The organism is Bacillus sp. T17B1 (assembly GCF_026796395.1).
GTDB classification, from domain to species: domain Bacteria; phylum Bacillota; class Bacilli; order Bacillales; family Bacillaceae; genus Bacillus; species Bacillus spizizenii_A.
In genome coordinates, this window is the sequence record NZ_JALAYA010000015.1 from 123,077 (window position 1) to 138,969 (window position 15,893).

14 protein-coding genes and 1 pseudogene are annotated in these 15,893 nt (G+C 43.4%); 8 read left to right on the plus strand and 7 right to left on the minus strand.

The annotated features are described in order from the left end of the window. On the minus strand, positions 1–243 hold the full coding sequence (locus MOF34_RS08740; protein ID WP_003224139.1) for a YhdB family protein: 243 nt from the start codon (positions 241–243) through the stop codon (positions 1–3). A gap of 200 nt (positions 244–443) precedes the next feature. Here MOF34_RS08740 and MOF34_RS08745 point away from each other — a divergent pair, with 200 nt between their 5' ends. Then, entirely contained in the window at positions 444–767 is a 324-nt protein-coding gene (locus MOF34_RS08745; protein WP_268399826.1) for a YqzG/YhdC family protein, read from the plus strand. 44 nt (positions 768–811) lie between these two features. Here the strand turns inward: MOF34_RS08745 and MOF34_RS08750 are convergent, their stop codons facing one another. The 3 genes and pseudogenes from MOF34_RS08750 to MOF34_RS21015 all read right to left on the minus strand — a co-directional run. Further along, positions 812–2,251 carry a peptidoglycan endopeptidase gene (locus tag MOF34_RS08750; RefSeq protein ID WP_268399827.1) on the minus strand — a complete coding sequence of 480 codons (1,440 nt, stop codon included), beginning with the start codon at positions 2,249–2,251 and terminating at the stop codon, positions 812–814. Positions 2,252–2,394: 143 nt separating this feature from the next. Then, positions 2,395–2,835, minus strand: a complete 441-nt coding sequence (gene nsrR, locus MOF34_RS08755; RefSeq protein ID WP_268399828.1) for a nitric oxide-sensing transcriptional repressor NsrR — start codon at positions 2,833–2,835, stop codon at positions 2,395–2,397. 96 nt (positions 2,836–2,931) lie between these two features. Continuing rightward, positions 2,932–3,133 (minus strand): annotated as a pseudogene (locus MOF34_RS21015) (hypothetical protein); the annotation flags it as partial. Between the two features lie 158 nt (positions 3,134–3,291). On the opposite strand from MOF34_RS21015, the gene spoVR reads away from it, so the two are divergent. Then, positions 3,292–4,698, plus strand: a complete 1,407-nt coding sequence (spoVR, locus tag MOF34_RS08760; RefSeq protein ID WP_268399829.1) for a stage V sporulation protein SpoVR — start codon at positions 3,292–3,294, stop codon at positions 4,696–4,698. A 31-nt stretch (positions 4,699–4,729) separates the two neighbouring features. On the opposite strand, the gene phoA is transcribed toward spoVR, so the two are convergent. After that, positions 4,730–6,106, minus strand: coding sequence for an alkaline phosphatase PhoA (gene phoA, locus MOF34_RS08765; RefSeq protein ID WP_268399830.1), 1,377 nt, complete (start codon positions 6,104–6,106; stop codon positions 4,730–4,732). Between the two features lie 536 nt (positions 6,107–6,642). Here phoA and MOF34_RS08770 point away from each other — a divergent pair. Beyond that, complete coding sequence (locus MOF34_RS08770; RefSeq protein ID WP_268399831.1) at positions 6,643–7,656, plus strand: peptidoglycan endopeptidase; 1,014 nt, start codon at positions 6,643–6,645, stop codon at positions 7,654–7,656. 69 nt (positions 7,657–7,725) lie between these two features. On the opposite strand, the gene citR is transcribed toward MOF34_RS08770, so the two are convergent. Further along, positions 7,726–8,601, minus strand: a complete 876-nt coding sequence (citR, locus tag MOF34_RS08775; RefSeq protein ID WP_019713781.1) for a transcriptional regulator CitR — start codon at positions 8,599–8,601, stop codon at positions 7,726–7,728. Between the two features lie 108 nt (positions 8,602–8,709). Here citR and citA point away from each other — a divergent pair, with 108 nt between their 5' ends. The 4 genes from citA to MOF34_RS08795 all read left to right on the plus strand — a co-directional run bounded on the left by citA (position 8,710) and on the right by MOF34_RS08795 (position 13,870). Further along, positions 8,710–9,810, plus strand: coding sequence for a citrate synthase CitA (gene citA / locus MOF34_RS08780; RefSeq protein WP_268399832.1), 1,101 nt, complete (start codon positions 8,710–8,712; stop codon positions 9,808–9,810). Positions 9,811–9,883: 73 nt separating this feature from the next. Then, the gene (locus tag MOF34_RS08785) at positions 9,884–10,753 is read left to right on the plus strand and encodes an SDR family oxidoreductase (RefSeq protein WP_268399833.1); all 870 of its coding nucleotides are present in this window, start codon (positions 9,884–9,886) and stop codon (positions 10,751–10,753) included. A 253-nt stretch (positions 10,754–11,006) separates the two neighbouring features. Beyond that, positions 11,007–12,404 carry a branched-chain amino acid transporter BcaP gene (gene bcaP, locus MOF34_RS08790; RefSeq protein WP_268399834.1) on the plus strand — a complete coding sequence of 466 codons (1,398 nt, stop codon included), beginning with the start codon at positions 11,007–11,009 and terminating at the stop codon, positions 12,402–12,404. Between the two features lie 116 nt (positions 12,405–12,520). Then, positions 12,521–13,870 (plus strand): sodium-dependent transporter, encoded by a 1,350-nt coding sequence (locus MOF34_RS08795; RefSeq protein ID WP_268399835.1) that lies wholly within the window; start codon positions 12,521–12,523, stop codon positions 13,868–13,870. 41 nt (positions 13,871–13,911) lie between these two features. On the opposite strand, the gene MOF34_RS08800 is transcribed toward MOF34_RS08795, so the two are convergent. Then, positions 13,912–15,321 carry a PLP-dependent aminotransferase family protein gene (locus MOF34_RS08800; protein ID WP_268399836.1) on the minus strand — a complete coding sequence of 470 codons (1,410 nt, stop codon included), beginning with the start codon at positions 15,319–15,321 and terminating at the stop codon, positions 13,912–13,914. 109 nt (positions 15,322–15,430) lie between these two features. On the opposite strand from MOF34_RS08800, the gene MOF34_RS08805 reads away from it, so the two are divergent. After that, positions 15,431–15,859 carry a GNAT family N-acetyltransferase gene (locus MOF34_RS08805; RefSeq protein ID WP_268399837.1) on the plus strand — a complete coding sequence of 143 codons (429 nt, stop codon included), beginning with the start codon at positions 15,431–15,433 and terminating at the stop codon, positions 15,857–15,859. Positions 15,860–15,893 lie beyond the last annotated feature (34 nt).

Consider the following 15,893-nt stretch of genomic DNA (forward strand, 5'->3'; position numbering starts at 1 on the left):
TTATGTGAGCAAGGCTAATTGATCTTCATAAGTCAGCTCTGTGGCATGATCAATATAACGAAGAAGGGAGTACAGCATCTTTTCAAGAACCGCGTAATCCTGTTCAAAATGATACGCATGCAGAAAATGTTCGATTCGTTTTGATAACAAATCATCCTCTGTACGCACCATTAAAATTAATAAATTATCCCATTGAGAACGATGGGTGTAATACAGCGCTTTATCGTAATCGGCATAATCCATGAATCGCTTCTCCTTTCTTGTGTGAGAAGTTCATGATTAGTTTATGCCGCATCCCAGGTTATTGACGGGGCAAAACTTGGCGTCTGCGGCTTTACAGGGATAGTAATATGAGGGAGACATAAAATCAAAATGCCTGAATGAAGCCGTTGCTTTTGGAAAACCTATGAGAGAACATAATCTGGGTACAGGAGACTGAAAACATGAAATCTCTGCCGTATACCATTGCGCTTCTTTTTTGCGGATTAATCATCATGTCAATGGCTGCAAAAGGGCATTCAGCGGACACAGACGAGTCCGTTCAAAAGTGGGAACAGCTCGCCTGGAGCAAAATTCAGGATGAATATAAGGACGCTTCATTTTCTGATTACGATTACATGGGGCGGACAGAGGTGAATGATGAGCAGACGAAAGATGTTTTTCGGGTGACGGTCAGACAGAAAGCTGATACTTTTTCTGTTCGGGCCGAAGTCTATTTTCATCCGGTGACAAAGCATATGATCAGCATCAACGTCTTTAGGCTCTAATCAAAAAAAACTGTACAGCCGCTAAGGCCATACAGTTTCTATTTTTAGAAATATCGTTTTGCACCGAGATAGCGCTGTTTCCAGTAAGAGTTGTTCATACTGGAAATGACAACTCCGGAATCGTTGGCGTTAATGAATTCCCCATTTCCAAGATAAATTCCGACGTGGGAAGGGCCGGCTTTATATGTTGTAAAGAAAACGAAATCTCCGACAGCTGGCTGGCTGACTGGTTTCATTGTGTTCCAATATCCGGCTGCCGTTAATCTAGATACGGATGTGACTTTGTTCAGTGCGTAGTAAATGAATCCGCTGCAGTCAAATCCGGCCGGTGTCGTGCCTCCCCAGCGATACGGAACCCCAAGCTGCTCTTTAGCGGCGGCAATCATTGTGTTAATCTTCGCGCTTGTTGAGCTGGTGTTGCTTGAAGAACCGGATGAAGAAGAGGAAGAAGATGAAGCTTTTCCGGTAATGACCAGCTTTTGGCCAATCTGCAAGACATCAGTTTTTAAATTGTTTTTCTCCCGAATCTGCTGAGCTGTCACATTAAACTTTTGTGCAATCACCCATAGGGAATCGCCGCTTTTCACCGTGTATGTAGTCGTCGTGCTTGAGCTGGCATTTGACGAAGAGGACGATGATGGTGAAGTGCCTGTAGATGCTTGATCTGTCAGCTTCAGCACTTGTCCGACGTACAGCATGTCTGATTTTAGATTGTTGCTGTTTCGGATTTGCTGTACAGTCAGATTATAGTTGTTTGCAATTTTCCAAAGTGAATCTCCGCTTTTTACAGTATAAGTCTTTGTTGCTGAAGTGTGGCTCGAATTGGATGAAGTATCTTTGGATGACGTATTAGAGCCGCTTGATTTTGTTTTCAATATTTGATTTACATAAATGGTGTCCGATTTTAAGTTGTTCAAGACTTTCAATTCAGCGACGGACATATTGACTTTGTTTGCAATTTTCCAAAGCGAATCTCCAAGCTGCACCTTGTATGTTCCGGTAGAAGATGAAGAGCTTGAGCTCTTATTGGAACTGTTTTTTGTACTGGAACTAGCGCTGGAGCTTGAAGAAACCGTACCGGCTACCTTTAATTTCTGACCTGCACGAATCATGTCGCTGCTTAGTCCGTTTAATTTTTTCAGCTCCTGCACCGTCATTTTATATTCATTTGCAATCAGCCAAAGAGAATCTCCGCTTTTCACTGTGTAAACAGAACTTCCACTCTTCTTGGTTGTTGAGCTTGAAGTAGATGAGTTGCCTGTATTGCTTCCCGGTATCGTAAGCGTCTGGCCGATAGACAGAACGGTAGTCGAAAGATGGTTGGCGGATGTGATCGCCGCCACACTTGTGTTGTAGTTTTGGGCCAGTTTCCATAAAGAATCTCCACTTTTGACCTTAATCGTTGCTGCTTCAGCTGGTGTCACTGCTAAAGTTGTACTGACAATTGCAGATGCTGTCAGCCCTGCTGCTAATTTCTTTTTCATCTGAGCTCTCCTTTTTCCCCAATGATTTTGCTGTTTCTTTATTATATCGGCAAGTTCGCCCCATCGTTTTGCCTTTTTTGAAAAACAGCCATATTATCTCAGAAAAAAGGGGGAAAAAGGACATAAAAAAGAAGGAATTATATCTATTCCTTCATTCTTAAAAGCTTCATGATGTCTTCATGGTTTTTGACAAGGTCACGCAGAGTGTAGTTGTCCAAAACAGCAAGATAGGCCATAAGCGCTTCGTTAAGCACATGTTTTAAGCCGCACACCGGGGAAATAACACAGAGATTCTTGTTTGCATCAAAACATTCCACAATATTAAAATCGTCTTCCGTTTTTCTGACAACCTCACCGATGTTGATGTCTTCAGGTTCCATGCCTAAGCGGATACCGCCGCCTCGTCCGCGTATTGTTTCTACGTAGCCAAGCTGGCCGAGCCTGTATATTACTTTCATGAGATGGTTTTTTGAGATAGCATACGTTTCGGCAATCTGTTTTATATTTGAAAGTTCTTCGTGACGCTTTGAAGCCAGAAAAATCAACACTCTTAATGAGTAATCTGTATAATTTGTTAACTTCATAATAATAAGACCTCTTAATAAGACATTTTCTATATCTTATCATAATCAATTGAAAAATGAAAAAAAAGGAATTTCCCACAAAAAAACGTGCCTTTTTAGCATACTGACAAACGGTGACGCCACTGTTTTTGGAATTTAAAATAATAGAATGATATGACTTTATCTGGAGAATAGCGTGATGGCTTTTTCCCAGCAAAGCGCTTGTTGTCGATTTTTGTTATTCTGAGCCCTTTGTAAACAATGATTTTAGCAAGAGCCCATCCGTCTAAAAGACGAGTAAAGCAAATAAGTTTGGCAGCTTACTGAGGAAGAAAGCATGTCCGCTACATTAAATGGGTATCGCACTGCCACAATCAGCAAACAGCTAAATCGAATTTCTTCTTGCCCAAGTGGGGTTATCATCTTTTGTCAGGCGGGCTCATACATTATAGATAAGTTCAAGTAGGGGGGATTCGGTTGAACGCGGATGAGAAGAAGGGATTACAGCGGGCAATTGAGGAAATTACCGAAATTGCAAAAGGATTCGGCCTTGATTTCTACCCGATGAGATATGAAATCTGCCCGGCTGAAATTATTTATACATTCGGCGCGTACGGGATGCCGACAAGATTCAGCCACTGGAGCTTTGGCAAGCAGTTTCACAAAATGAAGCTGCATTATGATCTTGGATTAAGCAAGATTTATGAGCTGGTCATTAATTCAGATCCATGCTACGCCTTTTTGCTTGACAGCAATTCACTGATTCAAAATAAATTGATTGTCGCCCACGTTCTCGCCCACTGTGACTTTTTCAAAAACAACTGCCGCTTCCAAAACACGAAGCGTGACATGGTGGAAAGCATGGCAGCCACGGCGGAGCGGATTAAGCATTATGAACGCATTCATGGAATACAGGAGGTAGAGGCCTTTTTAGACGCAATTCTTTCAATCCAGGAGCATATCGATCCGTCTTTGGTGCGTCCGAAGCTCCAGTGGAGTGTGGATGATGAGGAAGAAGAGTGTGAGGAAATGGCTACGCCGTACGATGATCTATGGAATTTAGATGAGAAGAAACCGAGAAAACAATTGAAAAAATCAAAAAAACCTTTCCCGCCTCGGCCCGAAAAAGATATTCTGCTTTTTATTGAGGAGCATTCAAGGGAACTTGAGCCGTGGCAGCGTGATATTTTGACGATGATGAGAGAAGAAATGCTTTATTTCTGGCCTCAGCTGGAAACGAAGATTATGAATGAAGGATGGGCTTCATACTGGCATCAAAGAATTATCCGGGAGCTTGATTTAACCTCTGATGAAGCGATAGAGTTCGCCAAGCTGAATGCCGGGGTTGTCCAGCCGTCAAAAACGGGAATCAACCCTTATTATTTGGGACTGAAGATTTTTGAAGATATTGAGGAACGGTACAACAATCCGACTGAGGAAATGAAGAAAATGGGCGTCAAGCCGAACGCGGGCCGGGAAAAAATGTTTGAAGTCAGAGAGATTGAATCAGATATCTCATTCATCCGCAATTATTTAACAAAAGATTTAGTGATGCGCGAGGACCTTTACTTGTTCCAAAAGCAGGGCAGAGACTACAAAATCGTCGATAAAGAGTGGGAGGCTGTGCGCGACCAGCTTGTGAGCATGCGGGTAAACGGCGGGTTTCCATATTTGACAGTAAACGACGGCGATTACATGAAAAATAACGAGCTCTATATAAAGCATTGGTATGAAGGCATAGAACTGGATTTGAAATATTTGGAGAAAGTGCTTCCTTATTTATTTCAGCTATGGGGAAGAAGCGTACACATCGAATCTGTGCTTGAGGGGAAGGAAGTCATGTTTTCGTATGACGGAAAAGGTGTTCACCGCAGGTATTTATAAAAAAAAGAGGATGCAGCGTTCTGCATCCTCTTTATTTTCCTGTTTTTAAAATCTTAAATATGATGTTTGCCTGATCGGTGTTGTTAATCAGTCCGCGGAACTTTTCTTTTCCGGGGCCATACGCGTATACTGGCACTTCTTCGCCGGTATGATCGGTACTCGTCCAGCCGCTGTTAGATCGTGTGTTAAAAATCTTGATGATGGCTTTGTAGGCGCCTTTGCTTTTGTCAGCCTGTGCAGCGGCTTCAACACTTTTGATTTCTTCTGATGTAAATTTCAGATTTGTATAGCGGGAGAGTACATCTTTGACCGGTTGGCCTTCACTGATTTTTTTGGCCATAAATTCGGGCGTTTTTTTCGCGGAGAGAATCGGCTCCGCGTGCCAATTCTTTTTGCCGTTTGCGCCAATGGCAAAGCCGCCGGTTGTATGGTCAGCAGTTGCAATGACAAGTGTATGTTTATCTTTTTTCGCAAAATCAATCGCGGCTTTATAGGCCTGTTCAAAATCTTTAACCTCGCTCATGGCTCCTACTGTATCATTGTCATGGGCCGCCCAGTCAATTTGGCTGCCTTCGACCATCAAGAAAAATCCTTTTTTATTTTGGTTCAGGCGGTCAATTGCTGAAACCGTCATGTCTTTGAGAGATGGTGTTTTGCTGTCACGGTCGAGCGCTTTTGCAAGCCCTTCGTCTGCGAAAAGCCCGAGCACCTGCTGATCTTTATTTTTCTTCAGTTCTTGTTTTGTTGTTACATAGCTGTAGCCTGCTTGTTTGAATTCCTTCGTCAAATTTCTGTCCTTGCGGTTAAAATACGATTTTCCGCCGCCAAGCAAAACGTCTATTTTTTGTTCACCTTTTATTTTGTCATCCATATAGCTGTTGGCGATTTGATCCATGTTTTTCCGGGATTCATTGTGGGCGCCATATGCGGCTGGAGTGGCGTGGTTAACTTCAGACGTTGCGACAAGCCCTGTTGATTTGCCTTGCTGTTTGGCCTCTTCAAGTACAGATTTTACTCTTTTCCCGTTTTTATCGACGCCAATTGCATTGTTGTATGTCTTAACGCCCGTCGCTAATGCTGTTCCGGCAGCTGCTGAATCTGTAATATTATAGTCAGGGTCATCCGGGTGCGTCATCATCATCCCCGTCAGGTTCCGGTCAAACTCAGTTAACTTCGGGTTATTCGGTGTTTCGCCGTTATTTTTCAGGGAACGGTAGGCGTTTATGTAAGGAGTTCCCATGCCGTCTCCGATCATCACAATGACATTTCTGATCTCGGCTTTGTCTTGTTTTTTGGCGCTTGCCGTTTCAGTTTGCTGCAGATCGGCTCCGGCAAAAATCCCAGCTGTAAGGACAGAAACAGCGGCAATTGGCAAAAGTTTTGACTTCATGTTTTGAAACAAATTCATTTTGCATGCCTCCTTTAAGGTATTCTGTATATTATATTAGGGGAATTTTGTTAAATGCATCTGGTGATCGTGTAAACATTAAGTAAAGCATTGTAAGGAAATGAAAAACGTCGTTTCGTTATTTTGCCTTAGTTAGTTGAAAGCATTCATTTTTCAGAAAGATCTTTACCTGATTTGTCCTTGCATGATATGTTTGTTTAAATAAAAAAAACCGCGGATAACCGCAGCTTTCCTCGTATATTCTTTATCACACAATTCTCCAATAAGTGAGTTGACCCCGAAAGTTTTTCATTTGCTTCCTTTTTATTGAAAAACCTCCCATAAAACATGACAAAAGCACTCGTTTTTTGTCACCTTTGAAACGAAAATGAAATATTTTATACCCTTAAAAACTTTTTTTAAGAACGAATAATTAAGTAATTTGTCGTATGAAGTCAAGACTATTTATGTTGGGAATCTATCCTTATAATAGAAAACAATAAGTTTAATTTAAAAAAGAGATACATATATAGATATAAAATTTTGGGAGGAAGAATATGAAAAAGCAAATCATTACAGCTACGACAGCAGTTGTTTTAGGATCAACATTATTTGCAGGAGCGGCATCTGCACAAAGCATCAAGGTGAAAAAAGGCGACACTTTATGGGATCTTTCGAGAAAATATGACACTACGATCAGTAAAATAAAATCAGAGAACAACCTTCGTTCAGACATTATTTATGTAGGGCAGACTTTATCGATTAAAGGCAAATCTACAAGTTCAAATAGCAGCAGTTCTTCATCCTCTTCTACATACACAGTAAAGAGCGGGGACAGCCTTTGGAAAATTTCGAAAAAATACGGCATGACGGTCAGTGAACTGAAAAAACTGAATGGCTTAAAGTCAGACTTGCTTCGTATCGGACAAGTGCTGAAACTGAAAGGTTCAGCAAGTTCAAGCAGCTCAAGCTCATCAAGCGTATCAACATCATCAAGTTCAACTTATAAAGTGAAGCGCGGGGACAGTCTGTCTAAAATCGCAAAGCAATACGGCACGACCGTTAGCAAATTAAAAAGCTTAAACGGGTTAAAATCAGATGTAATCTATGTCAACCAAGTGTTGAAAGTAAAAGGAACAAGCACAAGCACAAGCTCAAAACCTGCTTCTTCCAGCTCTTCAGCATCTTCAAGCAGTAAACCATCATCTACCACATCACTTAATGTGAACAAGCTGGTTTCTGATGCCAAAGCGTTAATTGGAACGCCATACAAATGGGGCGGAACGACAACTTCCGGCTTTGACTGCAGCGGATTCATCTGGTACGTACTGAATAAGCAAACAAGCGTGGGCAGAACAAGCACTGCGGGATACTGGAGTTCTATGAAGAGCATTTCCAGCCCGTCTGTCGGAGATTTTGTTTTCTTCACAACTTATAAATCCGGCCCTTCCCACATGGGAATTTATGTCGGAAACAACAGTTTCGTACATGCAGGTTCTGACGGCGTGCAAATCAGCAGCCTGGACAACAGCTACTGGAAGCCTCGCTACCTCGGTGCGAAAAGATTCTAATTTTCAAGGAAACCCGTTCATTGGAACGGGTTTTTTTCATTAGACGGAGCACATCCGTTTAGGTTGCTCCTAAAAATGAAAATGTGATAAAAAATCCAAAAATTTTTTTTCTTTCTTATTTTCATAAAGGGCGATTGCGTAAGCGCCGGCATAGGGCAGCTGTACAGATTGATAAGGGATTCTGATCATCTGTTTTTCTGCCAATTCGCGCTTTACTGTAGATAAGGGCAGAAATGAAACTCCGAGTCCTTCCTTGATAAACCGTTTCGTTATATGTGTTTGTGTGACTTTCATTGTTCTTACAAATGGAAATGCCACTCTGACTTGACGGAGCAAGTCGTCCCAGTAATCAGGGTGATTGTGGGTCAAAAGCAGGTACTGCTCGAGCACCTCTTTGGCATCAATTTCTTTGTCATCTAAAAAACGCTGATCGGGCGGAGCAACAAGGACAACAGGGTCTTTATATAAGCAGTGGCAGGTTAAAGAGGAAGACTGTACTTTTAAACAGCTCAGACCGATATCTGCTTCCCCGGCTTTAATCAGTGACGCAATTTCTGCCGATTCGAAAATTGTAACTGCCATTTCTGTTTCCGTATTTATCGCTGTGTACCGCTTCATGACAGAAGGGAGCACAGTATCTGCAATTAGCGGAGAGACCGCGAGCTGTAAGGTTTGAGAGTAGCCTTGTCTCACTCTATGAAGCTCTGCCATGCTGTTTTCGTAATCATCAAGTAGCCGGAGCGCGTACGGCAAATAAGCCCTGCCTTCATCAGTCAGCTGAATCTGCCTGCCTTTTCGCTCGAACAGCTTGCAGCTGATTTCTTTTTCTAATTGCTTGATATGCACAGTCACAGTGGGTTGAGATAAAAAAAGTGTTTCCGCTGTTTTTCGGAAATTTTCATATTTCGCAGCGGTCACAAAAGTGTGAAGCCATTTGAAATCCATTTCTATTCTCCCTCTGATTAATATTTTTAATTAATTTGCTTTAAAATATTCATTATTTTTTAAATATTATATTTACTATAATAACAGAAAAGGATAGGGGGAATACAAATGGTACATTACGGATTAAAGGGAATTACATGTGTGGAAACATCTATCAGCCATATTGATGGCGAAAAAGGCCGTCTGATTTACAGAGGCCATCATGCAAAAGACATTGCTTTGAATTACAGCTTTGAGGAAGCCGCTTATTTGATTTTATTTGGTAAGCTGCCATCAACTGAAGAATTGCAGACATTTGAAAATAAGCTGGCTGCGGAGCGGCATCTGCCCAAACACATCGAGCGCTTGATTCAGTCATTGCCAAACAACATGGACGACATGTCGGTACTGAGAACGGTTGTTTCAGCTTTGGGAGAAAATGCGTACACATTCCATCCAAAAACAGAAGAAGCGCTTCGGCTGATTGCAATCACGCCTTCCATCATTGCGTACAGAAAACAATGGACGCGCGGTGAACAGGCAATTGCGCCATCTTCCCAGTACGGACATGTCGAAAACTACTATTATATGCTCACAGGTGAACAGCCTTCAGAGGCAAAAAAGAAAGCGCTTGAAACTTATATGATTCTGGCCATGGAGCACGGCATGAACGCATCCACTTTTTCGGCACGGGTCACATTATCGACAGAGAGTGATATAGTGTCTGCTGTCACTGCTGCTCTTGGCACGATGAAAGGCCCGCTGCACGGAGGCGCTCCTTCTGCGGTGACAAAAATGCTTGAAGACATTGGAGAAAAAGAAAATGCTGAAGCATATCTGTCAGAAAAACTCGAAAAAGGAGAGCGCCTGATGGGATTTGGCCATAGGGTGTACAAGACGAAGGACCCGCGGGCCGAAGCTTTGCGACAGAAAGCAGAAGAGGTGGCTGGCAATGACCGCGATCTTGATCTTGCGCTGCATGTAGAAGCAGAAGCGATTCGGTTGCTTGAAATCTACAAACCGGGACGCAAGCTTTATACAAATGTTGAATTTTATGCGGCGGCTGTCATGAAGGCGATCGATTTTGACGATGAATTGTTTACACCGACCTTTTCAGCAAGCAGAATGGTAGGGTGGTGCGCCCATGTGTTGGAGCAGGCTGAAAACAACATGATTTTCCGTCCATCAGCAAAATATACAGGCTTCATTCCTGAAGAAGTTCTTTCATAACCTATTTTGTCGTTTATTCGCTTCTATGGCGTGGTAACGTTCAGTATCAACCACATGTGTAGGAGTGATGAATATGAACCCAATGGACAGACAAACAGAAGGACAAGGCCCGCAGCATCAGAATAGACAGCCGGGCATTGAGTCTGAAATGAATCCGCTTCCTCTGTCAGAGGACGAGGATTATCAAGGAAGCGGAAGGCTGAAAGGAAAAGTCGCCATCATTACCGGGGGCGACAGCGGAATAGGGAGAGCAGTTGCTATTGCGTTTGCTAAAGAAGGGGCTGATGTCTCCATTCTTTACTTAGATGAGCACTCGGACGCAGAGGAAACGCGTAAACGGATCGAAAAGGAAAATGTCCGTTGCCTGCTTATTCCGGGAGATGTGGGTGACGAAAACCATTGTGAACAAGCTGTGCAGCAAACCGTAGACCATTTTGGCAAACTTGATATTTTGGTGAACAATGCCGCTGAACAGGACCCGCAGGACAGTATTCTCAATATTTCAACAGACCAGCTGGAAAAAACATTTCGCACAAACATTTTTTCCATGTTTCATATGACGAAGAAAGCGTTGCCTCACTTGAAAGAGGGGAGTGCTATTATTAATACGACATCGATTACCGCTTACGAAGGGGACACGGCATTAATTGATTACTCCAGCACGAAAGGTGCGATTGTCTCCTTTACGCGATCTATGGCGATGTCGCTTGCGGATAAAGGCATCAGAGTAAATGCGGTGGCGCCCGGCCCGATTTGGACACCGCTCATTCCGGCGACATTCCCTGAGGAAAAAGTGAAACAGCACGGTTTGGATACGCCAATGGGAAGACCGGGACAGCCGGTTGAGCATGCAGGTGCCTATGTCCTGCTGGCGTCTGACGAATCTTCCTATATGACAGGTCAAACCATTCATGTGAATGGCGGACGTTTTATTTCAACATAATTAACGAAAAACCAGCCGAGGGCTGGTTTTTTTATGATAAAAAATTCTAAAAGTAAGAAGTTTGTCGATCTTTCTAACAACTTTGTTTTCAATTTTGTGATTTTATATAAAATATTGAATAGGAGAAAGGGATGAATCGCCACTGGTACAAATAGAGTAGAAAAAAAGAAAAATGACCATTGTCGCACATGAATTCAGAATATTCAAATAAAATAGATGAGGAATAGATAATGAGTCTAGGAGTTGAAGGGGAATGAAAGGGAGCGTATTTAGGAAGAAAAGCATTCAGGATTTACTTGCTGCGACGAGCGGTGAAAAATCTTTAAAAAGAGAATTAGGGGCATTCGATTTAACATTGCTTGGAATTGGAGCCATTATTGGCACAGGGATTTTTGTGCTGACAGGTACAGGTGCAGTCACGGCAGGTCCCGGGCTGACCATTTCATTTGTTGTGGCGGCGCTGGCTTGTTTATTCGCCGCTCTGTCTTACGCAGAATTTGCTTCAAGTGTGCCTGTTTCAGGCTCGGTGTATACATTCACTTATGCGACATTGGGAGAGCTTATGGCCTTTATTATCGGGTGGGATTTAATTTTAGAATACATGCTGGCGGTAAGTGCAGTATCAGTCGGCTGGTCTGGTTATTTCCAATCGTTTTTATCAGGGCTCGGCATTCATCTACCGGTTGCTTTAACCGCGGCACCGGGAGCGGTGGAAGGCACCTTTACCATTTTTAATCTGCCTGCATTCGTGATTGTCATGGCGATAACGTTTTTGCTTTATTTAGGCATTAAAGAATCCAAAAGAGTCAACAACATCATGGTGATCTTGAAAGTGCTGGTCGTTCTGCTGTTTATCGCGGTGGCAGCCGTTTACGTGAAGCCGCATAATTGGCAGCCGTTTATGCCGATGGGCTTTGGCGGCGTATTCAGTGCAGCGGCGCTCGTATTCTTTGCATTTATTGGGTTTGACGCTGTATCCTCTGCAGCAGAAGAGACGAAAAATCCTGCGAAGGATCTGCCTAAAGGCATTCTATTCTCTTTATTGGTTTGCACCACTTTATATGTCACCGTATCAGTGGTTATGACAGGGGTAATCCCATTTGCTGAGTTTGCGGGTGTGGCTCATCCGGTTTCTCTTGTTCTTCAAAGCGCCGGGCAAAACTGGGTCGCAGGCATTATTGATATTGGCGCTGTTTTGGGAATGACAACAGTTATGCTCGTAATGCTTTATGGACAGACACGCGTCATGTTTTCCATGTCACGTGACGGACTGGTGCCCGGCTCCCTTTCTAAGGTGCATCCAAAGCACAAAACACCTTATGTGGCCACTTGGTTTTTCGGAACGATGTCAGCGCTTCTCGGCTCACTTGTTCCGCTGGATGAACTTGCAAAGCTGGTAAACATCGGGACGCTGTCAGCGTTTGTGTTGATTTCTGTGGCAGTTATCGTTTTGAGAAAGAAACAGCCGGATCTTCCGAGAGCTTTTAAATGCCCGGGAGTTCCAGTGATTCCAGGCCTGGCAATTCTGTTCTGCCTGTTCCTCATTTTAAATCTTGGATGGGTGACGATTGTCCGCTTCCTTGTGTGGCTGTTAATCGGTTTGGCAATCTATTTTCTGTATTCAAGAAAGCATTCAAAATTAAATCAATAATCTTTTCAAAAAGAGAGCGGTGATTCAGGCCGCTCTCTTTTATATTCTTGATCATGATATATAGAAATGAAGATAAAAATAAGAGATAATATAGGCTGGAAAGGAAGTGACGTTTATTGTCTGAGCAAAAACCAGTCCAATGGGCTTCGAAAATCGGTTTCGTCATGGCAGCAGCCGGCTCGGCCATCGGCTTGGGCGCGATTTGGAAGTTTCCTTATGTAGCGGGGACCAATGGAGGAGGAGCCTTTTTTCTTATCTTTGTGTTATTTACCATCCTCTTAGGCTATCCGCTTTTAGTGGGGGAGTTTATTTTTGGAAGACGGAACCAGACGAATGCCATTGATGCATATAAAAAAGAAGCGCCGCGAACAGCTTGGTTTCTTACAGGGTGGGTCGGCGTAGCCGCATGTTTCTTAGTACTGTCGTTTTACAGTGTAATCGGAGGATGGATTTTGCTGTATATCGTGAAAACAGCATCAGGTTCACTGGCCGGACTTTCTGAAGAGCAGTATGGCACCCTTTTTTCTTCTATTATCCAAAACCCGGTGCAGACACTCGCGGCTCAGTTCGTATTTATGGTGCTGACTGTCTTAGTAGTCGCCAGAGGGGTTCAAAAAGGGATTGAACGGGTCAGCGCGGTGATCATGCCGGTTTTGTTTATATTGTTTATTCTTCTCGTTCTTCGGTCTCTCACACTTAATGGTGCGATGGAAGGTGTGAAATTTTTGCTTGTGCCTCATTTCGGCGAGCTGACTCCTGAATCCATATTATTTGCGCTGGGACAGGCCTTTTTTACGTTGACACTAGGTGTTTCGGTGATGGTGACTTACAGCTCTTACTTGCCGAAAACACAAAATGTCCCTCGTTCGGCAGCCTCAATTGTCGTGATGAATATTATTGTGACACTCTTGGCTGGTTTGGCTATTTTTCCGGCGGTTTTCTCATTCGGCTTTCAGCCAAACGAGGGCCCGACACTGCTGTTTACAGTGCTTCCGGCCGTATTTGAACAGCTTCCGTTCGGCACGCTGTTTTTTATCGGCTTTCTCGTTGCGTTTTTATTTGCAGCCTTAACCTCAGCGTTTTCGATGGTTGAAATTATTGTCGCCACAATTGGAAAAGGAAATGAAAAGAAGAGAAAAAAACTGTCATGGACGAGCGGGCTTTTCATCTTTTTGGTCGGAATCCCTTGCTGCTTGTCTTATGGGATACTGAGCGATGTGCACATATTTGGTAAAACGTTTTTTGATATTGCCGATTTTACCGTCAGCAATGTTTTAATGCCATTAGGCGCTCTGTTAATTTCTCTTTTTATCCCGCTCAAAATTTCGAAGCGCGAGCTCTGGGAAGAAATGAGAAATGGATCACATGCAGGTAAAGCATTCTTTTACACATGGTTTTATTTGCTGCGGTTTATCGTGCCATTAGCTATTATTATTGTATTCTTAAATTTAATCGGGATTTTATGATTTTAAAAAACAGGCTCCGCTTCCGGGGCCTGTTTTTTTATTTAATAAGATGATATAAACGGTGCCCATGCCGTTTTCAGTTTTTCGATACCGAGCCTGATGTCCTCTTCTGACAAACTGCCATAGCCGATTAAGACAGAAACAAATGGCGGCTGTCCTTTATAGGAGGGGGATACGGGATAGATGGTTACGCCGTTGTCGGCGGCAGCTTTGATCGCTTCTTCTTCACTTGCTGGAAACAAAATCCGCAGCAGGACGTGAAGCCCGGAGTTTTTACCGAGAATCTCAACGCTATTTCCCAGTTCAGAGCGTATGGCATCTAACAGGACAGCGTGTTTTTTTCGGTATAAGGCTCTCATTCTATTTACGTGCTTTTGCCACTCTCCGCTTTCGATGAAGTCTGCCAGTGCCATTTGCGAGTGGAAAGAGACCGTTTGCTTCATTAACTGAGCGTTCTTTCTGACCGCTTCAATGAGTGCAGGGGGTAAAATCATGTAGCTAAGCCGCAAGGAAGGCAACAGTGACTTTGAAAAAGTGCCAAGATATATGACTCTGCCATTCGGATCAAGACCCTGCAAAGAGGGAATAGGATGGCCGCTGTAACGAAATTCTCCATCGTAATCATCCTCTATAATGAACGAGTTTGATTCTTTCGCCCATGTCAGCAGCTCCTGTCTGCGGGTTATTGTCATGATGGTCCCGAGCGGAAACTGATGCGAAGGAGTCGTATACACGAGATACGGATTCTGGCGTTCAAGCTCACCCAACAGGACGCCTTCTTCATCAGAACAAATCGGAATGACATTCATGTGATTTGCTTCAAACATCCTTCTTGAACGGTGAAAGCCCGGTTCTTCAAAGCCGATTTTTGTTCCTGGCTCAAGCGTAAGGCAGAGAATTTGCAGAAGCACGGTTGTTCCTGCGCCGATGATGATCTGGCTGGGCTCACAATTGACACCTCGTGACATTCTGACGAAATGGGAAATCATGTGCCTGAGTTCAGGTTCTCCTTGTGGATCTCCAGAGGTGTGGAACGATCCAGGATAGCACTCCAGACTTTTTGCCGTACTTTTTCTCCAGGCGTTAAAGGGGAAGTGGATATGATCAACATTGCCCTGATGAAAGTCAATAGAAGGTGCGTTTTTCTCATGTAAGACCTGCTGCATAGACTGGTAGAAATGGATAGGAGCCGCCGGGAAGGCCGCTTCTACTCCCGCCGCGAACCAGCCGATTTTTGGTTTGCTTTTGACATAGCCTTCAGCAGTTAATTGCTCGTAAGCCCGTTCGATTGTTGCCGTACTGACACCGAGCAAGCCGGAGAGGCTGCGTTTTGACGGAAGTTTTGTTCCCTTCGTGATTCGCGCATGTGAAATTTCTTGTTTGAAAAAGGTATAAAGTTGCTCATACAACGGTGTTTTGCTTTTTTTATCAAGAAACGGCGTGATATCCATCTCATATCTCCTTTGTATCTGGCATGGTCATTTTTTCTAATATTGGCTATTTGGCAAATGCCATTTATTCGCTATGATCATTGTAACGAAAGGAAAGGGGATTGAGAAGATGATTTATATGAAACAACTAACCACAAAAGAAGAATGGGCCGAGTCGTATCCGGTAATGAGTGAATTGAGAACAGAACTGGATGAAGAGACGTATTTACACAGGCTTGAAGCCTGTGTACAGAAAGAATCGTATATGCTGTTTGCCTTATATGAGGATACAGTAATCAGAGCGCTGTGCGGCGCGCTGCCGAGAGTATCCATTCATAAAGGGGAGCACTTATGGATTGCGGATCTTGTGACAACCGCGCCTTGCCGATCAAAGGGATACGGCAAAATGCTTTTAGATTATGCGGCAAACTGGGCGAGGAAAGCCGGATTTGGCTTTATCAGTCTTTCATCTGGCCTTCAGCGTAAGGACGCACACCGATTTTATACAGACAAAATGGGTTTTTCTATAGAAAGCTACCTGTTTCGAAAGCAGGTGTAATTAAAAAAGACGCCTGAAGTGAAGTGACCCCCTA